Source organism: Desulfobacula sp., from assembly GCF_030145145.1.
In the GTDB taxonomy this organism is placed as follows: domain Bacteria; phylum Desulfobacterota; class Desulfobacteria; order Desulfobacterales; family Desulfobacteraceae; genus Desulfobacula.
Genome location: NZ_JAQYWD010000062.1, coordinates 1 through 21,464, shown reverse-complemented (window position 1 = coordinate 21,464; position 21,464 = coordinate 1). Strand labels below are relative to the sequence as shown.

General features: G+C 41.7%; 22 protein-coding genes and 1 pseudogene. 3 read left to right on the top strand and 20 right to left on the bottom strand.

Annotated elements, in window-relative coordinates; genetic code table 11:
* Together Q1Q15_RS24070 and Q1Q15_RS24065 are read left to right on the top strand one after the other, a co-directional pair.
* Nucleotides 1-533: hypothetical protein (locus Q1Q15_RS24070; protein ID WP_300465200.1), on the top strand; the 533-nt coding region annotated here is incomplete at its 5' end.
* Nucleotides 533-2,746 carry a recombinase family protein gene (locus Q1Q15_RS24065; RefSeq protein ID WP_300465199.1) on the top strand — a complete coding sequence of 738 codons (2,214 nt, stop codon included), beginning with the start codon at nt 533-535 and terminating at the stop codon, nt 2,744-2,746. The genes Q1Q15_RS24070 and Q1Q15_RS24065, both read left to right, overlap by 1 nt.
* Here Q1Q15_RS24065 and Q1Q15_RS24060 read toward each other — a convergent pair.
* The 20 genes and pseudogenes from Q1Q15_RS24060 to Q1Q15_RS23970 form a co-directional block, all read right to left on the bottom strand.
* A complete protein-coding gene (locus Q1Q15_RS24060) occupies nt 2,716-3,345 on the bottom strand; it encodes a reverse transcriptase N-terminal domain-containing protein (protein ID WP_300465198.1) in 630 nt (209 codons plus the stop codon). The genes Q1Q15_RS24065 and Q1Q15_RS24060 overlap by 31 nt on opposite strands.
* A gap of 666 nt (nt 3,346-4,011) precedes the next feature.
* Nucleotides 4,012-7,215 (bottom strand): carbamoyl-phosphate synthase large subunit, encoded by a 3,204-nt coding sequence (carB, locus tag Q1Q15_RS24055; protein WP_300465197.1) that lies wholly within the window; start codon nt 7,213-7,215, stop codon nt 4,012-4,014.
* 40 nt (nt 7,216-7,255) lie between these two features.
* Entirely contained in the window at nt 7,256-8,506 is a 1,251-nt protein-coding gene (locus tag Q1Q15_RS24050; RefSeq protein WP_300465201.1) for a type II toxin-antitoxin system HipA family toxin, read from the bottom strand.
* A gap of 11 nt (nt 8,507-8,517) precedes the next feature.
* A complete protein-coding gene (locus tag Q1Q15_RS24045) occupies nt 8,518-8,748 on the bottom strand; it encodes a helix-turn-helix domain-containing protein (protein WP_300465196.1) in 231 nt (76 codons plus the stop codon).
* Nucleotides 8,749-9,400: 652 nt separating this feature from the next.
* Nucleotides 9,401-9,643, bottom strand: coding sequence for a helix-turn-helix transcriptional regulator (locus Q1Q15_RS24040; protein WP_300465195.1), 243 nt, complete (start codon nt 9,641-9,643; stop codon nt 9,401-9,403).
* Nucleotides 9,609-9,800 (bottom strand): hypothetical protein, encoded by a 192-nt coding sequence (locus Q1Q15_RS25620; RefSeq protein WP_363321043.1) that lies wholly within the window; start codon nt 9,798-9,800, stop codon nt 9,609-9,611. Before Q1Q15_RS25620 ends, Q1Q15_RS24040 begins: the two co-directional genes overlap by 35 nt.
* Nucleotides 9,788-10,018 (bottom strand): hypothetical protein, encoded by a 231-nt coding sequence (locus tag Q1Q15_RS24035; RefSeq protein ID WP_300465194.1) that lies wholly within the window; start codon nt 10,016-10,018, stop codon nt 9,788-9,790. Before Q1Q15_RS24035 ends, Q1Q15_RS25620 begins: the two co-directional genes overlap by 13 nt.
* Before the next feature lie 272 nt (nt 10,019-10,290).
* Nucleotides 10,291-10,545, bottom strand: coding sequence for a hypothetical protein (locus Q1Q15_RS24030; RefSeq protein ID WP_300465193.1), 255 nt, complete (start codon nt 10,543-10,545; stop codon nt 10,291-10,293).
* A 50-nt stretch (nt 10,546-10,595) separates the two neighbouring features.
* A pseudogene (locus Q1Q15_RS24025) lies at nt 10,596-10,772 on the bottom strand (acyl-CoA dehydrogenase C-terminal domain-containing protein); the annotation flags it as partial.
* 27 nt (nt 10,773-10,799) lie between these two features.
* Nucleotides 10,800-11,639: a methyltransferase domain-containing protein gene (locus tag Q1Q15_RS24020; protein WP_300465192.1), complete on the bottom strand. Its 840-nt coding sequence runs from the start codon at nt 11,637-11,639 to the stop codon at nt 10,800-10,802.
* Between the two features lie 312 nt (nt 11,640-11,951).
* Nucleotides 11,952-13,127, bottom strand: a complete 1,176-nt coding sequence (locus Q1Q15_RS24015; RefSeq protein WP_300465191.1) for a Fic family protein — start codon at nt 13,125-13,127, stop codon at nt 11,952-11,954.
* Between the two features lie 267 nt (nt 13,128-13,394).
* Entirely contained in the window at nt 13,395-13,721 is a 327-nt protein-coding gene (locus Q1Q15_RS24010) for a HigA family addiction module antitoxin (RefSeq protein WP_092238575.1), read from the bottom strand.
* 4 nt (nt 13,722-13,725) lie between these two features.
* On the bottom strand, nt 13,726-14,010 hold the full coding sequence (locus Q1Q15_RS24005; protein WP_300465190.1) for a type II toxin-antitoxin system RelE/ParE family toxin: 285 nt from the start codon (nt 14,008-14,010) through the stop codon (nt 13,726-13,728).
* A 731-nt stretch (nt 14,011-14,741) separates the two neighbouring features.
* On the bottom strand, nt 14,742-16,001 hold the full coding sequence (locus Q1Q15_RS24000) for a HipA domain-containing protein (protein WP_300465189.1): 1,260 nt from the start codon (nt 15,999-16,001) through the stop codon (nt 14,742-14,744).
* Nucleotides 15,991-16,329, bottom strand: a complete 339-nt coding sequence (locus Q1Q15_RS23995) for a helix-turn-helix transcriptional regulator (RefSeq protein ID WP_300465188.1) — start codon at nt 16,327-16,329, stop codon at nt 15,991-15,993. The genes Q1Q15_RS24000 and Q1Q15_RS23995 overlap by 11 nt, the downstream gene beginning before the upstream one ends.
* A gap of 403 nt (nt 16,330-16,732) precedes the next feature.
* Nucleotides 16,733-17,701 (bottom strand): IS110 family transposase, encoded by a 969-nt coding sequence (locus Q1Q15_RS23990; RefSeq protein WP_300465187.1) that lies wholly within the window; start codon nt 17,699-17,701, stop codon nt 16,733-16,735.
* A gap of 302 nt (nt 17,702-18,003) precedes the next feature.
* A complete protein-coding gene (locus Q1Q15_RS23985; RefSeq protein ID WP_300465186.1) occupies nt 18,004-18,234 on the bottom strand; it encodes a hypothetical protein in 231 nt (76 codons plus the stop codon).
* 512 nt (nt 18,235-18,746) lie between these two features.
* Nucleotides 18,747-19,121: a HepT-like ribonuclease domain-containing protein gene (locus Q1Q15_RS23980; RefSeq protein WP_300465185.1), complete on the bottom strand. Its 375-nt coding sequence runs from the start codon at nt 19,119-19,121 to the stop codon at nt 18,747-18,749.
* Entirely contained in the window at nt 19,114-19,404 is a 291-nt protein-coding gene (locus tag Q1Q15_RS23975; RefSeq protein ID WP_300465184.1) for a nucleotidyltransferase domain-containing protein, read from the bottom strand. The genes Q1Q15_RS23980 and Q1Q15_RS23975 overlap by 8 nt, the downstream gene beginning before the upstream one ends.
* 285 nt (nt 19,405-19,689) lie before the next feature.
* The gene (locus Q1Q15_RS23970) at nt 19,690-20,703 is read right to left on the bottom strand and encodes a virulence protein RhuM/Fic/DOC family protein (RefSeq protein ID WP_300465183.1); all 1,014 of its coding nucleotides are present in this window, start codon (nt 20,701-20,703) and stop codon (nt 19,690-19,692) included.
* Nucleotides 20,704-21,086: 383 nt separating this feature from the next.
* On the opposite strand from Q1Q15_RS23970, the gene Q1Q15_RS23965 reads away from it, so the two are divergent.
* Nucleotides 21,087-21,464: Druantia anti-phage system protein DruA (locus Q1Q15_RS23965; protein ID WP_300465182.1), on the top strand; the 378-nt coding region annotated here is incomplete at its 3' end.

The following is a 21,464-nucleotide window of genomic DNA, read 5'->3' as shown; positions in this document are numbered from 1 at the left end:
GTCAAAGGAACACACGACACACTACCCACCTCGACGGTTTTCCGTCAAAGGTAACAATAACCAAGAACCTCCATCCATTACAAGGAAAATCTCTGGATATTCTTGGTTGGCTCCATCGAAATGAAATTTTACATTTAACTTTGGTTTTACCGGATGGAACTCGATCTTATATTCCTGCTGCATGGACTAATCTGTGTGAGCTTTCTCCCCAAAAATTCAAATCATCTGGTAATCCGGCAACAAACAATCTTATTGCCTCAACATCCAATTTATTACAGGCACGGAAGATAGTAGATGTTCTCCTTGAGAAAATATATCCTTTAGAGCAAAAGCCTGAAACCGCTTTAAAGGAGGGACATAACCGTGCAAAAGCAAATGGAATTTTGGCCCGATCCGGAGGAACTGCAACAAAATCAAGCAATCTGGGAAAGTCTCAATCATCAACAGAAAGAAAAAATTATAATCGCTCTATCCCGTCTTGTCAGCAAGTGCGTCTACCTGGAGAATACAAATCAAACCAGGGAGGCAAATAATGAGGGATAATCAAAAAATCAAACCAACACATCAGCAACGAGCCGCATATATTTATGTAAGACAATCAACCGCCGCCCAGGTCGAATATAATCGCGAATCCACCGAAAGGCAGTATAAGCTAAAGGACAGAGCTATAAACCTGGGTTGGCCGGAACAGCAAATCCGAGTCATTGATGAGGATTTGGCACAATCGGGTTCCAGCTCATCACAACGCAAAGGTTTCACAGGAATGATCTCAGATGTCGCCCTGGGAAAAGTTGGTTTAATCCTATCAATTGAGGTCTCCAGAGTAGCTCGAAACAACTCAGATTGGTACCGGTTACTTGATCTGTGCAGTGTAACAAACACCCTTATTGGCGACAGTGACGGTCTCTATCATCCCGGGCTTTTTAATGACAGGCTTTTACTTGGTATGAAGGGCACAATGGCCGAAGCAGAACTCCATGTTATACGCGCCAGACTGGAAGGCGGTATCCGTAATAAAGCCGCAAGAGGAGAACTGCGCCGTGGACTGCCGGTCGGTTTTATCTGGGGTGATCAGGATGGAGAAGTCCTAATGCATCCCGACCAGGCCGTTACCGGAGCTATCCATACTATTTTTGAAAAATTCACACATATGGGCTCCGTTCGTCAAGTATGGCTCTGGTTTCGATCAAAAAACCTGCTTTTTCCGTTACAAACAAATCTTTTGCTGAAAATTAAATGGAGTACCGCAAGTTATCATGCTATACACTCTGTCTTGACAAATCCGGTCTATGCAGGTGTCTACGCTTATGGTAAAACACGACAAGAATGCGTCGTGGATGAAACCGGTCAGGTTAAAAAACGTACCAGGCGTTTACCTCAATCACAATGGTCGGTATTGATCCATGATCACCATAAAGGGTTTATTGACTGGAAAACTTACAAGATGATTCAGGCCCGAATTGCTAAAAATATTCGACCGGTTCCTCACAAAACAACCGGTGCTGTAAGAGAAGGTGCGGCTTTGCTACAAGGTATTGCTACCTGTGGCAAATGCGGTCGTCGACTCAGAGTGTATTATCAAGGAAAAAATTCCACTCCCGGATACTATTGCGCAGCCAATAATGTCGTAGAGGGCCGAGCAAAATATTGCATGCGTATTGGGGGTTTAAAAGTCGACACTATTGTGGCGGATACTTTCCTAAACGCGATTACTCCCTCTGCGATGGATGCGGTTCTGCTTGCTGAAAAAAATATTGAAGCGGATCATGATGCTGGTCTTGATCAATGGCGGTTGCAGATTGAACGCCTCCGCTACGAAGCGGATAAAGCCGAACGTCGTTTTCAGGCAGTAGAGCCGGAAAACAGGCTTGTTGCCCGAACCCTTGAAAATCAATGGGAAATATGTCTTAATAAACTGCGGGTTGCGGAAAATGAACTTGAACAGCATCAACGACAACGTCCTGAGCCATTAACACCTGAACAACGTGCTTATATTCGTACTTTGGGTAAAGATATCAAGCGTGTTTGGCAGGCTTCAACAACCACATATCGGGATAAAAAGGAATTGCTTCAAATTTTGTTGCAAGAGGTAAATATCCGTGTGGATCGATCCCTGAACACGGCCCATCTGATTATACGATGGCAAACAGATGCTATTACTGAAATCGATGTGGAACTTCCCAAAAGGCATCTTCCAACTATCCGAACCAAACAAGATACCCTTGACCTTGTAAGCCGTCTTGCGGTTCACTATCCAGATGCCATGATTGCCGGTATTCTAAACAGGCAGGGCAGACGTACTGCCCGCAACCATCGGTTTACAGCGAACAGGGTTGGTAATCTGCGCCGACACTGGAGTATTCCAAAATTTGATGCAACCAGTGCTCCTATTGATGACGGTGAATTGCTGACTGTCCAAAAAGCGGCTGAGATCCTTGGTGTAGCCCCTGGAACAGTTCATCGCTGGCTTTTAGATGGTTTTATTGCTGGAAAACAAATCACTCCGGGAGCACCATGGCGTATTCGAATGACTGAAGAATTACACTCTCGCTTTGTCGAAAAGCCACCTGAAGGGTATGTTACCATGAAAGAAGCGAAAAAAATACTTGGTGTCTCCCGTCAAACAGTGTTGCAGCGTGTAAAATCCGGCAAGCTATCTGCTGTCCATGTACGCAAAGGAAAGCAAATGGGCTTATATATCAAGGCATTAGACAATCAACTTGACCTTTTTAACACCTTACCATGAAAGGGGGTGCAGTATGACGAGGGCTCCAAACAGCCTTTGATGTCTGCTTCTAAAATCCAGTCAGCACTACCTTTCCGTCTCAACGCATTGTAAATAGCGCCCATGGCATCCTGGGCCGAGCGTACTTTCCTGAATCCATAGGAATGATGATCAGCCGTAGATTCAGATACCGGATCAAGCCCTAACAAATCAAGGGCCTGTTCCACCCGGTCATGCATGGCCGGTATACCCAATGGTCGTTTCTTACCATTTTTCTTTGGGATGTAAATGCGTTTCAGCGGTTTCGCCTTATATTCGGGAAGATTAAGATTCTTGAGCGTTTCCCATCGCTTTCGAGGTGTATCAATTAACACATTGTCCACACCCGGTGTTCGCTTTCCACTATTGGATATAACCCGCTTGATGGCAATAAGTTTTGCCGAAAGCGAATTTGACAGCAGCCGTTGTAGGCCACGTGCCGTTTGTTTTAATCCTGTCTTTACTGCCTTCACGATACGCGTTTGTATACGGGACACTATTTGTACATGTTTATCCCAGTCAAGGAGATCCCACACATTCTTCAAGCCCATACGGCCGTCAACATCATAAAATGATATCATCTATCCACACCAGTACAGTTATTCCATTTCAAATCGTTTCACGTGATCCAACACCATGCCGGAAGTCTGCACATTTTCATGACCGGGCAAATTTGGAACCCGTATCTGATCCATTACAGATCAGCCTTCGCTTTTTCCAGCTTTCCTCTACCCGCATCCCCATAGGCCAGCCTTGCAGCCAGCTTTCCTTCCGAAGAAGGAAAAATACGGGCTTACCAAGTTCCACTTTCAACACACAATGGGTTAGCGTCTGTCTGTCCGCCGGAGGGATCATAGATTACGTGAAGTGAAACACGAACACTTCAACCATACCTCTTGCCGTTTGGCCCAGGCCTGTCAGCATCTTTGGCCTGCTCCAAATAACGACGTTTATTAACAGTTCACATATGTTACGCATACCACCGTTCCTAGCTCCCATCCAGGTTGATGCTCCCAGAGTTGAGATCCTCTCACGATTCTCTCTCCAGGCCATAGGCCAAGGGCTTCATTGTCATCCGGGCTTCACACAAAACCATTGCTGGTAATGCATGCCGGGTTAGAAAACTGCCGGTAATACGGCAGGTTGGGTCGAGCCCAACATTATTAAAAGCGACTTCTTGTCGCAACAGCTTCATTTGGATTGTTGGGAAATTTCAAAAATAAATCGGTCCCCTTTTTCTTTTTCATTTATCTAATAATCGCGTGTCTTTCTTGTAATGATTTGATGTCAGCACCTTTTTTCAGGTATAGTTTAATGCCGACGGCAGCGGCTGTAGCGGCGGCGGTTGTTGTGATGTAGGGAACGTTGTGGCGGATAGCGGCTTTACGGATTTCGGAATCATCATGTTCGGATTTTGATCCGTGAGGGGTGTTGACCAAAAGTTCGATAGAGCCGTTTTTAATTTCATCAACAATGTTAGGTCGTCCCTCATGAATTTTTAGGACGGTTTCACATGGGATGTCGTTTTCTTTTAAGAATTTTGCAGTGCCGTCAGTGGCGCGGATAGCAAAATTGATGTTGATAAATTCCTGAGCTGCTTTGAGTATGCTTTCCTTATCCCTTTCTGCAACTGTGATCAGTACGGTGCCGGAAGTAGGTAGGGGTTGTTGCGCTGCTTCTTGTGCTTTGAAAAAGGCCTGGGGAAATGAATCAGCCATGGCAAGAACCTCACCTGTGGATCGCATTTCAGGTCCCAGCAGTGGGTCAACTTCCGGAAACATGTTGAATGGGAAAACTGATTCTTTGACACCAAAATGGGCGTATTCCCGTTTTTTCAAATTCATATCTTCTAATTTTTTCCCAAGAGCCAATTCTGTAGCGATGCTAGCCATAGAAAATCCACATACTTTTGAAACCAATGGAACCGTTCTGGATGCTCTCGGGTTGGCTTCTAAAATATAAACCTTGTCATCACTGGCAATGGCATATTGAATATTCAACAACCCCACAACACCAAATCGGATGGCTATTTTTCGTGTATATTCATTAATGGTATCCATATGTTTTTCAGAAATCATTACCGGTGGGATCACACAGGCGGAATCACCGGAATGGATACCGGCAAATTCCACATGCTGCATAATGGATGGGACATATGCAGATATTCCGTCTGATAGTGCATCTGCCTCAGCTTCGATTGCATTTTCCAGAAAGCGGTCGACCAGAATCGGCATTTTAGGGCTGATTTCTTCGGCCTGGGCTACATAGTGTAGAAGTGATATTTCATCAAAAACGATTTCCATCCCCCTTCCACCCAAAACATATGAGGGACGGATAATAATCGGATATCCGATATCAGTAGCTATTTTAATGGCTTCTTCAGCGCTCCGGGCAATACCTGACTCCGGCATTGGGATGCCAAGCTCTGTCATCATGTCACGGAAATGCTCCCGGTCTTCTGCTAAATCAATAGTTTCCGGAGTGGTCCCAATAATATTAACACCCGCTTCTTTGAGATCTTTGGCAATATTTAATGGTGTCTGACCCCCAAATTGAATCAGGACGCCTTCTGGTTTTTCTTTTTCATAAATGCTGAGCACATCTTCTAAAGTGAGAGGGTCAAAGTAGAGTTTATCTGAAGTGTCATAATCGGTGGAAACGGTTTCAGGATTACAATTGATCATAATTGTTTCATACCCGGCATCTTTTAAAGTAAAGGCTGCATGGACACAACAATAGTCAAACTCGATTCCCTGGCCAATCCTGTATGGTCCGCCACCTAAAACAATAATTTTTTTGTTATCAGTGACAGAAACTTTATCTTTAGCATTATACGTGGAGTAGTAATAAGCAGCATCTTCAACACCACTTACGGGTACCGCATCCCAGGCTTGAGCAAGCCCAAGGTCAAGTCTCATATTTCGAATTGATTTTTCGGAAATATCCAGAATTTGACTTAGGTAACGATCGGAAAATCCATCCTTTTTTGCTTGAATCAGCACATCAGATGGCATTTCCTTTCCTTTGCAGGCGAGCACTTTTTCTTCTGTTTCAACAAGTTCCTTCATCTGCTCTAAGAACCACATTTTAATATGGGTGCGTTGGTGGAGTTCATCAAGATCTGCTCCTTTCCGCATAGCCTCATAAAGGATGTATTGACGTTCGCTGGTGGCTTCTACTAAAAGCCTCATAATCTCATCTAAGGTTTTCTTATTGAAATCTTTTGCAAAACCGAGTCCGTGACGACTGTTTTCCAGGCTTCGGATCGCTTTATGAAACGCTTCCTTATAAGTTTTACCGATGCTCATTACTTCGCCCACAGCGCGCATTTGAGTACCAAGTTTATCTTCAACACCTTTGAATTTTTCAAACGCCCATCTGGCGAATTTAACCACAACATAGTCGCCGCTTGGTGTATATTTTTCCAGCGTTCCATCCCGCCAGTATGGAATCTCATCCAGGGTTAACCCGCAAGCCAGCAGTGAAGAAATCAGGGCAATAGGAAACCCTGTGGCTTTAGATGCCAGTGCAGATGATCTCGATGTTCTCGGGTTGATTTCAATTACCACCACACGGTCGGTTTCTGGATTATGCGCAAATTGAACATTGGTCCCACCGATAACGCCGATGGCATCCACAATATCATAGGCGTATTTTTGGAGTCGGGCCTGTAGTTCCTGGCTGATAGTTAACATCGGTGCAACACAAAATGAGTCGCCGGTATGAACACCCATGGCATCCACATTTTCAATAAAGCAGACGGTGACTTTTTGCCCTTTTGAATCTCTTACCACTTCAAGTTCAAGCTCTTCCCAGCCGATCACCGATTCTTCAACCAGGATCTGATGCACACGACTGACCTGAAGTCCGCGCTGGGCAATGGTTCTAAATTCCTCCATATTATAAACATGGCCGCCACCAGTACCGCCCATGGTGTATGCCGGCCGAATCACAAGGGGGAATCCCATATTTTCTGCAATTTCCACTGCTTCTTTCAGGGTGTGTGCAGGTTTGCTTTTCGGCATTTCAACACCCACCTGATCCATGGTTTCTTTAAAAGAAATACGATCTTCACCACGCTTTATCACGTCTACCTGAACGCCGATTATTTTCACGTTGAATTTTTCAAGAATTCCTTCTTCATGGAGCGAAGAGGTTAGATTAAGACCGGTTTGACCACCCAAATTTGGTAAAATTGCATCTGGTCGTTCTTTTTCAATAATTTGGGTAATGGTTTTTACATTCAGCGGCTCAATATACGTTGCATCCGCATAAATTGGATCGGTCATGATTGTGGCTGGATTTGAATTAACCAACACAATCTGGTAACCCAAACTCCTCAACGCCTTACACGCCTGGGACCCGGAATAATCAAATTCCCCGGCCTGTCCAATAACAATTGGGCCTGAACCAATGATCAGTACTTTTTTAAAATCGTTTCGTTTTGGCATACTCCTTCGGTCCTTTATTTTTTTGAATTTTTTCCACGGTTCATTTTTGTGTTGAATTGAATTGCTTAAGCATTCTATTCGATCTTTTCTTTATCGCAGCTGTGATATCCTCTAACAGGCTGTTTTGTTGATATCTGTTTATAAAATCCGCATATGTACTGTCAATTTTACTGGTCACTTTAAAACAAAAATCCAATAATTTTTTCTTGAGAATCGGATGATTTACTTTTATCTCCTCTGCAAATCCTTTCCAGTGCCTTTCCATTATCCATTCCGGCCTGTTCTCCCCTCCTATTTTCATAGCAAGTTTTTGTGACAGGGTATCATATATGTCCGTACACAGCATATCATAAAAGGGTGCCAATCGAATCTGTTTAGCCTGATATATAAAAGACAGGTTTTTTGCATGCCCATCCATATTCCCGATCAGGTAATTAAAAAATACCCATTGCAGCAGCTGCTGAAAATCTTTAATCGGATTTGCAGAATATGCACGAATAAGATCAAAGCATGCTTTCAGGCCAGGACCACCATCAGCTTGATATTTCAGTTCATGTGAAAGCCCCATGGCCTGACAAAAATCTTCCTGGTGAAGACGTTTGAGAATATCATTATCCAATATTCTATCGTACCTTTTAATTAACAGAACCTTTTGATCTTCTTTTCGAGCAATCATAACAGGTGGGACAGCCAGGCCAACAGCACTGGCAAGCATCATGCAAAAGCATTCATTTTCAATGGAAAATTGAAAATGTGCCATATTCGGTTTTAAAATATAGTTACTTGGTGCACCATTTTCCGGGATATAAAACAAAGGATCTTTGTAGAAAAGTGCCAGCTTTTCCTGTGCCCCTGCAAGCGATATTCGAATACCTTCCTGACCTGCAAGCAAAGGTCTCCTGGGAATATCCTTTATCAGATCTGCCAATTGCTCATCTGATAAAAGACGATATGTGTATTGATCCGGTGATTCAGGTATTTCTGCCTCAGGTAGAATTGTTATTGCCCCGGCACACTCCCCCCCAATAAGTTTGAGAAGCATAAAATCATTTTTATCTGAAATCCCGAGTTGCCTGGCTATTAATATTCTAACGGTAGACTCAGGTAACAGATTGGAAAAAAATGATTTTACTTTGTCATGTGAGATAATATCTTCCTGCATCGGCAAAGAAATAGATATTTGAAAAGCATCAGGTGATGTCAACCATTTCTTGGAATATTGAAATAAAAACAGTCTCCTGTCATTAATGCTTAGGGAGTCGACTCTGGTTTGTTCAAAAAAAACATTCAAGGTTTCCAAGATCAGCGGTCTCCACGTTTAATGAGATGGAGTTCAAGGCCAAGGCTGTTCAACAATTCAAATACTTTCCCAATCTGAGCAGTTGCTTTACCTTTTTCAAGCTCTATAATAAATTTTCTGCCGACATCACTAAACTCAGAAATCTCTTTTTGAGTCAGTTTGAGACGTTTACGCTCTTCACGGAGATGCTGCCCTAATCCTTTAGGATTATTGATTTTTATTGAAGATTTCAATTTACCTCTCATGTAAAAGTTTCTGATCGGATACTTTTAGCAGCTTTGAAAACGGAATGCAATAAAAAGTTTTCGATCAGGGACTTTTTGATTCTTTTTGATAAAACAAATTTGAAGAGTGACCGATCGGAAACTTTAGAGGACAATACAGCGCGATGATTATCACACTGTGTCTTTCTGTTTTATAACCACAAACATCTGCGGTTTGTCGCCGGGTAGCCGGGGACTGTTATCAGCCCCAAGCCCCCTCAGAACCGGACGTGAGACTTTCACCTCATCCGGCTCAAGCATTGGTAAGGCCTCTTGCGGCACCCGGCAGTTGGAACTGCCTTCACGGTACTCGGTTGTATACGGGGTGCTTTTTCAAGCCCGTACGGCCGTCAGTAACATCGCTGCTACTATCATCCACACCAGTACGGTAATTCCGTTCAAATCGTTTCACGTGATTCAACACCGTGTCAGAAGTCTGCACATTTTCACGTGTGACCTTCATGTTATGATCGGGCAAATTTTGAACCCGTATCTGATCCATTACAGAACAGCATTCGCTTTTTCTGATCTCCTCTACCCGCACCCCCATAGGCCAACCTTATTTTATCAACGAAGTCGGTTATACTATGGATGTTTGAACATACTCGTTTTATTAAAAAAATTACTCAACTTCCAGTCTTAACCTTTTCCCAAGCGCGTTTGCAAATTTTTCTAAGGTTGATAATTTAATATCTTCGGCATGATTCTCAATCCTTGAAATAGCAGATTTTTTTGTGTTTAAACGAGATGCTAATTCTTCTTGCGTGAGTCCGGATTCTTCTCTTGCCTGCTTCAGCATTACTCCGATTTTAAAATGTTCATATCCAGAATCAAAATTTTCTGCAAATGCCGCTTCTATTGGCATTAAGAATCAAAAGATGCTTATAGATATAGGGGGAGCAGGAAAAACTATAGGTGATCGTCCCGGCATTATAATCTGAAATCAAATCTTTTTCCCACAGGATTTTTCCGGTTTTAGTATTAAAACAAAAAAGTTTACCATCACGGCTTAATGGGTATATATAAAATCATCTTGAATGCAGACATTTGAATATCCTTCTCCAAGCTCAACCGACCAATTGATATCAAGAGGATTCAAGCCTTCCGGATTCCAGTTGGTTTCCAATGAAATTCCATTTTCATCCGGGCCCCGCCATTTACTCCAGTTGGCAGTATTGGATGCAAGCGACATTTGGCTGAAAAGAAAAAAAATAACCGCCATTAAACAAATCTGTTTCATATACGCTCCTGTCATTTTTGTGTTAAAATCCAAAATGATTCTATTTCTATCCATATGGGGAACTTTTATTACCTGTTAACTAAATTATAACTAATTTTTGATTGGTTTTTGTGTTCATTAAGCATTCACCTTAATTTGCAGGGCAAGTCGTCTGCGGGAGGACGGAGGGCAATATTAACCCGCGTATTTTGCATATCGTGAATCATATAAGATTTAAATATGGCATTGAGAACAGACATCGCCTGGTCCGCCTTTGGCCCATTGAGATATGGTTAATGAAACTCAGAAGAAACTGTGATACCAGAATAGAACCCGGCACCATTAAAACTGCAGACACCCGGCACCATGCTTGACAGGGAGATGCCAAAATTTTCCGGTGTCAAGCCCAGCCTTTCCATATCCAGATTGGCTGGGTCAATGCCCAACAATATTAAAACCGACTTTACTTGCCGCAACGTCAGTATGGTTTTGTTTATATTTTTCATCATATTGATGAATGCATATCTGAGGTCCGTTTTTCCCGACACTGATACCGTTCCTGGTGCCAGTATTGCAGTCCAGACTTAAGGCAATTTTTTTATTTTAATCCGCATCTGCATGCCATCCTTTCTGATGGCTGTTTTTTTGACGATGGCAGTTTCAGGACAACCCCGGGCTTTATACGGGGAGACGCTTCCAGTTTTTCTGCAGTCGCCACAGCACGCCACAACAGCATCCAGGCCATGATCACATCCCCGACAGCTTCAAGGAAAAGCCCGGCAAAGCTATGTAATTTTTTTGTTTATATCTTATTTGCAACTATAGCGAATTCTGTGGCCTCAGGATTGAAAATTTCACCCGCAACATTTGAATAGAAACTTTCAATCTTAAAACCAGTTTTATTAAACTCCTCTGACAGCGATTCCTTGCTGAAATATTGTAGCCAGTTATAAACTATGCGAGTTTTCGAGTCCTCTATTATTGTGTATTTATCGAGGCTTACTTTTTCTCTATCGTACTTGAACGTGTTAACAAAACAGTAATAATCATAGGATGACCAAAAACCGTTTAGCTGATTGAGTTCGTAAGTTGCTGATTCTTCTTTTTGATTAAAACTATTCATAGAATACACATCTATCAACACAGAGCCACCTGGTTTTAGGAGGGAAGAAAATTTTGTAAGTATTATTTCCCTTTGCTCTGGGCTTAAGGCGCAGAAATCACACATGATCATTGTAATTAGATCGAAGTGGTGGGTTGTCTCAAAGTCAAGATAGTTTGTGTGGACATAATTGATTTTCAGCCCTTTTTGCTCTGCAACCTGTTGTGCATATTTAAGTGAATTTTTTGAAAAATCTATACCCGTAACGGTTGCACCTCGTTCAGCTAATCTCGTTGTGTAAAGGCCTGGACCACAGCCAAAGTCTGCAATTGTAGTTTTATCATCTACTCCAAAATGAGAAACAATCCATCCAGCAGAGCGTTCAATAAAATTTTTGTTTCGAGATGAGATATCAATGGCTTCGTTTAAGTGGTATTCGAGCATTTGTTTTGAGGTATACTCATTTGCCCATAATTCATCAGCTGTATAGAATTGAAATGGTGCAGGGCGTGAGTTAATTTCTTTTAGTTCTTTGAACACTATTTTCTCCATTTGTGATTTTGACACATAACGAGTCTATAGAAAAAGTCCTGGCTCGAATTTTTGTAATAATTTTACTAAAAATTCAATTAAAAATGCCCCCTGAGGTTGAATACTTCTGAACTTGTTATTAAAAAAAATCATCTGAGTCATTCTCCGCGCCAAACGGCTTTCAAAATTTGATGAACCAGACCTTTTTCTGCAACCTCAACCACCAAAATCACCGGCTTGTGCAACGAGTGCATTTTGATTGTTGGAATTAAAACGCACTCGTCCCGAACCTGTTAAAAAAGCCAAATGAATCCCTACCTCTTAATCAATTTTATCAGATTTTGTTGTATTATAGTTCGCAATATTAAAAGCACAATTAAAAGGAGCTAAATTCAATTCATATCGGGTGCTTTTAAGTTTTCCAGTTTTGATCAGCACCCCTGTTTTAACCAGATCCGTTAAGTCTCTTGTTGCTGTCGCTTTAGACGCTTTTGTGATTGCTATGTAGTTTTTTGCGCTCAGGCTTCCATCAAATCCTTTGGGTCCTTCTCGAAAAATTCTTAAAATTAATTTTTTTTGTCGGTCGTTTATATTTCCTGTATGGGCATCGAAAAATTTTGTTTTTACAATTAAAAGGTTCAACTTTTCAACCATTGCCTGTTGGGATTCAAGAATCGTTTTTGAAAAGTAAGTTAGATACGGCGTTATTTCGTTGCTTTTATTCTGAGCATTTAAAGTTTTATAATATTGCTTTTTATCCTGGTTAATCCTACAGGATACCGCCGTTAAAACCGGGTTCTTCATAGATTGGGACAAGACCTTAGTTACTAAAGCTCGTCCTATCCGCCCGTTTCCATCCTCAAAAGGATGGATTGTCACAAAATGAAAATGTGCGATCCCAGCCCTAGCCAATGGTGACAAAGGTGTTTTGCCCCCTGGAGCTGTCTGGTTGAACCAATCTATAAATTGGTTCATTTCCTGAGGTATTCCAGCCGAAGGTGGGGCCACAAAATGAACTTTTGGTTTATCAATCCGGCCGGAAACAATTTGCATATCCTCTTTATAAGTTCTGTATTTACCGGCTTTACTCTTTGGATTTCCAAGCATCAGGTTACCATGCCAGCTAAAAAGCATTTCATGGCTCAAGGAGTGTTGATATTCGGCATACAATTCTTTCATCATTTTGGCTATGCCGCGCTCACCTGGTGTAGTCCTGGTCTCTCTGACTATTTCGGCAAGACCAAATTCACGCATGATGGAAGACTGTAAACTATCCCGGTTAAAAATCTCTCCTTCGATTTCTGATGTATTCAAGGCTTCATCACTGATTAGCTCAACAGCTAATTGCTTTTGGTCTGACTCTGGCAGTAATTTCATTATTCCAAAAGAAATACCAGCCTCTTGAATATACTCCCGTTCAAGGGGATCTATTTTTTTTTTGTCATAGTTGAAATTGGGCCAGTCGTCTTGCTGCCAGTTCCATTTTTTTGAATTCATGATATAGGCCTTGAGTTATAAACCGTAAATTTATAGCTCAAATAATAGATAATAGTGAGCCATAAAGCAAGTGTTTTTAAATCATATTTTTAAAGTAACCACAAAAATCTGCGGCCCAACCGTCAGTATTTTTTTTGTTGGGATTTTATGGTCCACGGATGAGTCGAAGTTGATTTGCGGGATATGCCCGAATCCATGGACCACAAGTTTCTATAGGGATGTCATAAGTTGTGTCGCGAGTTTGTCACAAGTCGCTGGATTGCGATATTATGCAGGAGAAAAATTTTGACCGTGTGTATTTGAAAAATGGACTTTTACCTCTTTTTCAATTTTTTCCCCCACCTTACTTATAGTTATTTTCATGTTATAACGGAGCTGTAAGTTTAACCAAAATTCTGGTTCAATTCCAAAATATTTACCTAACCGCAGTGCTGTGTCCGCAGAAATTTCCCTTTTCCCATGAATGATTTGACTTATTCTGTTTGCCGGGACATTGATATCTTTTGCCAATTGGTTCTGACTAATGCCCATTGGCCTTAGAAACTCTTCAATAAGTACATCGCCTGGTGTTATTGGAGATAATTTTTTTTCCATAGTTTTACCCCTTATGATAATCAACAATCTCTACATCATGGGCATTCTCTTCCTTCCATATGAAACAAATGCGCCACTGATCGTTTATCCTGATGCTGTGTTGATTTTTTCTGTTGCCTTTTAATTGTTCAAGTCTATTCCCTGGTGGTACCCTCAAACTGTTTAAAGACACGGCTGCATTCAACACTTCAAGTTTTATTCTGGCGGCTCTGGATATACTCCAGAATTTTCTTACATCCAAGTCATTAAAAAGTTTTTCCGTATCTTTATTTTTAAAAGATTTAATCATGCCAATAGTATATGACGTCTTACGTCAAGCGTCAATGATATTTTTTATGAGTGGTTAAAGGCATACGTCTGTCATAATCTATCAATTAAGGTTCCAGCAACTCTCTAACGGTAAATGCTGCGAGAAATTGATTGAATAATACAGTTACCAGTAACGCCGGAAATCTACTTATCTGCGACACATCAAGTTTACCATTTGTGAAAATGATCGCCCGGGCTCTTCATTTGGATTGTTGAAATTACATATTTTATATTATTATTTTTTCCAATGTTCTGCCTCCATTGTCATAGCTATTTTATGAATTCGCAGGAGGCGTTTTCACTTCTTTATAATTTTTTATTTTTCTTTTAAATGTCGCTAAATCCAGATCAGACACACTAATAGATATTTGGTCTGATCCATGGACGTGGGATATCAAGCGTTCATGCTGTTCTTTGTAAGGCGCCTGTATTGTAGTACCGCTATATTCTCCCTTATTAACTACTATAACATGTTGATACATATGGTAATGAAGTGCCGTAAATCAAGCATTTTATAATCCTGTGTCGTATTAGATCAATCTTCTTAATTGATATTTCCTGAAAATTGGATACGTATAATTATACTGTATTTTCGTATGATTATTCTTTGTGTTAATCAACATATTTTTTTTGGAGAACCCCCAAATAACCGGCTTGCCCGTGTTCATTTGTTCGTTGGGATTTATATAACCCTTCTGAATCCAAAAAAAACTATAGTTCAATCGAATAGGGATTTAGAAACTGCCGTTTCCAAAGAAGCTGCTTATCCACCTCATTTAATTCGGCTTCGTTACAGACAGCCTTCCAATGTTGTTCGATCGCGGCAATCTGGCTATGGAATATGTTGCGGGCCTCTTTTTCAGTTATAAAGAAATTGTGCGCGGTCTCTAAGCATGACTTGAGCCTGCTCAGATTGTTTTCTCCATATATGCGCATGGCCTGTGACGACTCATTGCCTGTTCGGCCTTGTGGGCAAATATCATAAGCAGGTGTCAGAGTCAGTGCAGTGCCATCCCAGAAGGCCGAATGGTTTCGTGCGTGATCATCAGTGTTTCCGCATAGAATATTGAAGACAAGCCGGGAGAACATCTCTTTGAGTGTCTGCCTTGGATTGGTAAAACGGTGGCGGATAATTTCTGATAAGGTTTCATAACTGGCGTAACGCGCCATCATGTCATCCAAAGCAAACATCGTCAGCGCTGAAACCATAGCCTTTCGTGTCCACTTGCCAGCTTTGGGTTCGCGATCAAATCGTTCAATCAGGAGGACATTTCTGTTCGCTGCTGTTTTTAATACTACTGATGCGACATCCAATCCTGCTAATCGGGCTAACCGCATGGCAATGTATTCAGCTTTGACGACGCTGTACAGGTCTGTGCTGGATGAAAATTTGGCCACGTATTTTTTACCACCTTCTTCAACCAGGGCTTTTGGACGGGCTCCGCCTATGGAACTGCCATGAAAAAGCGCCTGATCCAACTCCGGAGTGAGGGGAATTCCTTGCTCGACTCTTTCTGCAGATGCAATCAACTCTTCCATACTGACATTATTTACATTACGCGGCACATACTTTGTAGGCGACTTTTGAAAATCCAGCGCGCCAATTCGATCTGACCCGGATTCGAGCAGGTACGTCAGTTCATCTAAATCGGCTGTATCCGTTCCAGCACCTTTCAGCCCGAATTTCTTGTTGATAATCACACGTCTTCCCCAGGCATCTGGTGCGGCGTCCCTGATACAGCCGGGCATAGTCAACCCCTCTAGTAAAGGCAGCAATCCAGTTCTTAGCGGCAATTCGGGTTCGTAAATTGCAATTGCAGGCTTGATGGCATTGACACGCTCCAGATAGCTTTTACCATAGTTGAACATGATATTGCCGTTATCAACTTCAAGGCGACCGGCCACCACAGGATCGGTTTCACCTGGGAGCCAGATCCAAACAAAGGCTTCTTTTTCCGCCCTAAAAGTCATCGATCACCTTTCTTGACTTCCTGCGAACAGACTTTGGCATGAGCGTCAACTTTTCCTTTGTGTGGTGAAGTTGTTTGGTTAGAGCGTTTCCATCAGCCTCAAACAACTTGATGCCGACAATGGTTGCCACTTCGAAAACAGCTCCAATTTCACATTTCAGGTTGCCTTTTTCAATGCGTTGCAGCAAGCCTCTGGAAATACCGGCACGATCCGCCAATTCTTGAGCAGTAAGTTTGTGCTCATTACGGGCTTCTCGGATCAACGAGCCGAGCAAGGCTGCCGCATCTCGGCTATATTGTGAGTAGGTACGTGCGATAGACTTTGGCATCTCTTTCCTTTGATTCATATATAGAACATAATAAGACTATATGGTCTTTTTAAAGAACAAAGTTACTATGACTATCTTAATTTGTCAAATGATACTTTGATCTATATATAATCCATTTGACGTCATCGTGTTCCATACATAAAGCATTCTTTGTCATTTTTTTTTAACTTTTTGGGAAAAGTTCCTTTGTCTGTTCGTGTACTTTCAATAAAAACCATTTTTATAAAAGCAGAATTGATCAGCCAGGTTTAATACAGTTTTATATGCGTAGTTCCTTCAATGAAGGACTGACAGTTCGTTGTGCAAAAGGCTTATCAGTCATGTTAGTCTCGCGCTCTATGGCTTCAGTTCGTCATCGACTTTTATTCCTGCTTTTAAAATGTTTTTTGGTAAAGGCTTCCTTTTAATTCATACATGGAACAAGCTCATAACCAAGCTGGTTGGCCCTGTAATATGAGTCTTTTTTCTTGACCGCTGCCCACGCAACCTCAATAAGGATTGTTTTAAAGGGATGGCTTCGTACGGACGTTCTGCCGGTTTTTCTTTTACCGGCGCTTTCATTATTGCCCGGGCATAATCCAGCCCAGGATGCAAGCGCCCCCATACAGATAAATTCGTCCAGAGTAACACCGATTTCACTGACAATTGATTGGGCCGATTTTTTGTCGATGCCTGGAATTTCATCCAGGCGATTTAATAAATCTTGATGTCCGGCTGTAAGCGTATCCATCCTATCAGTTATCTTTGAAATGTGTTTTTCAAAGGTTGTAATCATTTCCATCATGCCGACCAGTTGAAATCGATGGTGATCTTCAAAAAATCCTTGAATACTATGATGCAGTTCCTTGGATTTTTCTTTAGAATCAATTTTTATGTTGGCGGTTTCAAATAATTTGTGAACACGTCTTTTATAATCTGCAAGAGACTCTGTATAGGTTCTTCTGAGCCGTGTCAGTTCTCTCCATTGACGGATCTCTTTCGGAGGAATGAAACTGCCTCTTAATAATCCATGTCTCAGGAGCCCCGCAAGCCATTTGCTATCACCGATATCTGTTTTACGGCCTGGAACATTTTTAATATGCCTGGCATTTACAAGGATTATTTCCAGGTAACCCTCAAGGATATTATGAACAGGGCGCCAATAGACCCCGGTACTCTCCATTGCCAATATTGGGCAACGATTATTCATCAACCATTTTTTCATGATCAGCAAATTATGGGTGAATGTCCCAAATTCTTTAATCTCATACTGTTCTTCACCAAGCTCATCTATTGTAATAAGGCAGGCTGAAATTTTTTTCTTGTGAACGTCTAATCCGCAACAAACAGGGTGAACAATTTGAATAAATGTGGTATCCAATTTTCTGGTCATAGCTATCCTCTTTATTTTATTGTGGTGATAAAAAATTTGATAGTTATGACCATTTTTCTAATTTTTCAAGTGTTTCATTCTTTGTTGTGCCCGCCAGGGCATGGGGGTTAGTAAAACCCATTATAGTTAATGTTTAGTTCACAGGCTTGTCCGAGTTAACACCCAAAATCTGCGGTTTATCGCCGGGTAGCCGGGGACTGTTACCAGTCCCAAGCCCCCTCAGAACCGGACATGAGACTTTTACCTCATCCGGCTCAAGCATTGGTAAGGCATCTTGCGACACCCGGCAGTTGGAACTGCCTTCACGGTACACGGTTGTATACAGGATACTTTTTCAAGCCTGTACGGCCGTCAGTAACATTGCTGTTACTATCATCCACACCAGTACAGTTGTTCCGTTCAAATCGTTTCACGTGATTCAACACCGTATCAGAAGTCAGCACATTTTCATGGTCAGGCAAATTTTGAACCCGTATCTGATCCATTACAGAACAGCATTCGCTTTTTCTGATCTCCTCTACCCACATTCCCATAGGCCGGCCTCGCGGCTAACTGTCCTTCTTTGAAGGAGGAATACGGGCTTACCAAGTTCCACTTTCAATACACGATGGGTTAGCATCTGTTTGTCCGCCGGAGGAATCATAGATTACCTAGAGCGACTGACGAACACTCTATCCATGCCTCTTGCCTTTTGGCCCAGGCCTGTCAGCATCTTTGGCCTGTTCAACATAACGACGTTTAATAACAGTTCACATATGTTACGCATACCACCATTCCTATCTCCCATCCGGATTGATGCTTCCAGAGTTGAGTTCCTCTCACGAATCCCTCTCCAGGCAAAAGTCAAGGGTTTCATTGTCTTCCGGGCTCCGCACAAAATCATTAATGATAGTGCACGCCGAAATAGAAAATTGCCGGTAATACAGCAGGTTGGGTCAAAGCCCAACAATATTAAAAGCGACTTATCTTGTCGCAACGTCAGGATTTTCATTGTTGAGAATGTAGGTTGCTTGTTGATCCGGGAATTCTGAGTTGGTATAAAAAATTAAGATTTCAATTCGTGGATAATTCTCTGGATAGTTTCCAGAAGTACTGGAATTTTCCTTTTGCATGTGAAAAATACTGTTTCGGCATTAATATTGGCATAGTGATGTGTAATAATATCCCTCATCCCTTTTGCCTTTTTCCAGTCAACATCTGGATAGCGCGATAGCAGATTCCCTTCCGTAACTTTATCAAGATTTTTTAAAGACTCCCCGATAACGATAAGCATCATGCAGATGGCATCCATTTTTTCCATCCCAGCCGCAGTATCTGTAAAATCGTTTGGATTATTGATTGCCTGAAATCGCAGAACAACCTTTTTGGCAGCATCTTCGATTTGTTGAATAATTTCCAATGTCAGTTCATTATCAGGCATACACAGCCTCATGGTCTATCCTGTTTTTTAAAAAAGGGTTCATTGAGTCCGTGTAAGTTACAATATCAATAGATTTGTTAAGTCTTTTTTCTAAATCTTCTTTTATCCCCGCAAGCATGAAAAAATCGGGTTCAGAAATACGGATCACTATGTCGACATCACTCTCATCTCCTGATTCCCCACGAGCAACGGAACCAAAAATGCCAATGGTCAGGATATTATATTGATTAGCAACTTCATTTTTATAGTTACGTAAAATTTCTATGATATCTTTTTTGCCCATAATTTCCTCTCGCAGATTCTAATCTATAAAAGCTCTTAATGCATTTTATAATCTAACCATATCATGGTTAGATTATGATCTCAATTATATCATTCTAAATTATTAAAAGGTTACCCATTGTCTGCAAAGATTCCATTTCAATAAAACTTTAGCGGAAACATCTCCCCTGGGGATTGTCCATCCCCACTCTCGCCGTCCTTGTCAACATGAACATCTGCGGCTTGTCACGTCAGCATGTTCGTTGTTGAGATATAAAATATTTTAATAAATCTGTTCTTGAGTGGTTTAATTCTTTTGGCACAACAAGTTCATAATCAATTTGATCAGAGTGTCTTTTTGTTTCGGGTCTGATTCAGCAACCAAGAGTGTCAGCGCTGCAAGACCTGTATCATTGATTACCGGTATCCCAGCCTCAGACAAAAGGCGACCATTTCGGTGTAAAAAATCCACGAACAAAAAGGCACCACTCCGTTTGTTTCCGTCAGTGAAAGGATGATCTTTTACCATAAAATAGAGCAAATGTGCGGCTTTGCTTTCAATCGTGGGATAAGCAGGCTCTTCAAAAACACTTTGATCAAGGTTACCGAATATGCCTGCAAGATTATCGGCGCGAGATGGATTGGCAAACAAATCAGAGGCCTCTCCTTTTTCTTTTAATTTTTTTTTAAGCTCAATAAGGGATGCCATGGCCTCTTCCGATGTTGCCAGTCTGCCGCCGGATTGCCCTTCCGGCTCGATAAGCAATCCCTCGTCATACTGCTGCAACCAGAGAAAGGTCTGCGTATAGCGACTGAGAATATCCACCAGACCCCGTCCCATATCGGTTGCCATGGAGGGAGATAGTGCCGCTTTTTGAATCAAGGCGATTGCCTGCTGAAGCTCGACAGCATTCTGCTCAAAGCGGTGTTGATTTATGCTGTATCCTTTGGCAAGGTATTCTTTCAGCCGCTGGGTGGCCCACATTCGGAATCGGGTTCCTTTTTTTGAATTCACCCTGTACCCTACTGAAATGATGGCATCCAGATTGTAGAATTTAATCTTCCGGTTGACTTGACGTTTACCTTCCTGGCGAACTACCGAGGATTCCTCGGTAGTTGCGGATTTTTCCAGTTCACCGGATTTATAAATATTTCTTAAATGCAAACCAATAGTGTCGGAGTCCTTGTCAAAAAGTTCGGCCATCTGAGCCTGTGATAGCCAGATGGTATCTTTTTCAAGGTAAACCTGAATCTGTATTTGTCCGTCTTCAGATTGATAAATTTCAATTTGTTTGTTTTCAATCATGGTTTCTTTACCCATTTATATTCTACTGACGTGGATATTAATACTCCCAAAACTGGACTCCGTCTATAATTTTCAACCCACAAAGAAACATTTCAACCCAGTATTTTTCAACACGCCGCTATCACGGTCTGTTTATAATTCCATAATTTGTAGTATTTTTTTTGACTACCTTCATTTTGTGCTGACGTCTCCCATTATTATCTGCTATACAATTATACATGGAAGAATTAGTCATCAGAAATCGAAAAATAACTGCTACAGATTTAACTTTTATTCAAGCAATTGTTCATCAACATTGGGATAAAGGTCGCACTCAAATCTCCAGGTTATTATGCCAGGAATGGAACTGGGTCCAGCCCAGTGGACGGCTTAAGGACATGGCCTGTCGGGAAATCCTTTTGACGCTGCACAGAAAAGGCCTGCTGGATTATCCCCCGCCCAGACACACCAAAAAAAACAAACGAAAAGTGGTCAAAACCATTGACGTTGACCAAACCCCTATTACGTGTAATATCTCTGATCTGGGCTCTGTCGTGGTTAAAATGGTCAGACACACAGATCTGGAACCCATTTACGACAGCCTTGTGGATCAATTTCATTACCTTGGCTACGCCCAAATCGTTGGAAATCATCTCAAGTATATGGCCTTTGCCGGTGACACCCCGCTTGCCTGTATCGGATGGGGATCTGCTGCCTGGGCGGTTAAATCCCGGGAAGAGTTTATCGGGTGGACAAAACCGGTTAAAAATACAAACCTTCATTTTGTGGTAAATAAT

What these genes read in the sequence shown, in the direction of transcription:
- Q1Q15_RS24015 (WP_300465191.1), bottom strand. Translation starts at nt 13,127, where the DNA reads ATGAATTCAAAAAAATGGAACTGGCAGCAAGACGACTGGCCCAATTTC.
- Q1Q15_RS24010 (WP_092238575.1), bottom strand. Translation starts at nt 13,721, where the DNA reads ATGGAAAAAAAATTATCTCCAATAACACCAGGCGATGTACTTATTGAA.
- Q1Q15_RS24035 (WP_300465194.1), bottom strand. Translation starts at nt 10,018, where the DNA reads ATGAAACAGATTTGTTTAATGGCGGTTATTTTTTTTCTTTTCAGCCAA.
- Q1Q15_RS23975 (WP_300465184.1), bottom strand. Translation starts at nt 19,404, where the DNA reads ATGGGCAAAAAAGATATCATAGAAATTTTACGTAACTATAAAAATGAA.
- Q1Q15_RS23990 (WP_300465187.1), bottom strand. Translation starts at nt 17,701, where the DNA reads ATGACCAGAAAATTGGATACCACATTTATTCAAATTGTTCACCCTGTT.
- Q1Q15_RS24005 (WP_300465190.1), bottom strand. Translation starts at nt 14,010, where the DNA reads ATGATTAAATCTTTTAAAAATAAAGATACGGAAAAACTTTTTAATGAC.
- Q1Q15_RS24040 (WP_300465195.1), bottom strand. Translation starts at nt 9,643, where the DNA reads ATGCCAATAGAAGCGGCATTTGCAGAAAATTTTGATTCTGGATATGAA.
- Q1Q15_RS23980 (WP_300465185.1), bottom strand. Translation starts at nt 19,121, where the DNA reads ATGCCTGATAATGAACTGACATTGGAAATTATTCAACAAATCGAAGAT.
- Q1Q15_RS24000 (WP_300465189.1), bottom strand. Translation starts at nt 16,001, where the DNA reads ATGACTTTTAGGGCGGAAAAAGAAGCCTTTGTTTGGATCTGGCTCCCA.
- Q1Q15_RS23985 (WP_300465186.1), bottom strand. Translation starts at nt 18,234, where the DNA reads ATGGGAATGTGGGTAGAGGAGATCAGAAAAAGCGAATGCTGTTCTGTA.
- Q1Q15_RS23970 (WP_300465183.1), bottom strand. Translation starts at nt 20,703, where the DNA reads ATGGGTAAAGAAACCATGATTGAAAACAAACAAATTGAAATTTATCAA.
- Q1Q15_RS24065 (WP_300465199.1), top strand. Translation starts at nt 533, where the DNA reads ATGAGGGATAATCAAAAAATCAAACCAACACATCAGCAACGAGCCGCA.
- Q1Q15_RS23995 (WP_300465188.1), bottom strand. Translation starts at nt 16,329, where the DNA reads ATGCCAAAGTCTATCGCACGTACCTACTCACAATATAGCCGAGATGCG.
- carB (WP_300465197.1), bottom strand. Translation starts at nt 7,215, where the DNA reads ATGCCAAAACGAAACGATTTTAAAAAAGTACTGATCATTGGTTCAGGC.
- Q1Q15_RS24060 (WP_300465198.1), bottom strand. Translation starts at nt 3,345, where the DNA reads ATGATATCATTTTATGATGTTGACGGCCGTATGGGCTTGAAGAATGTG.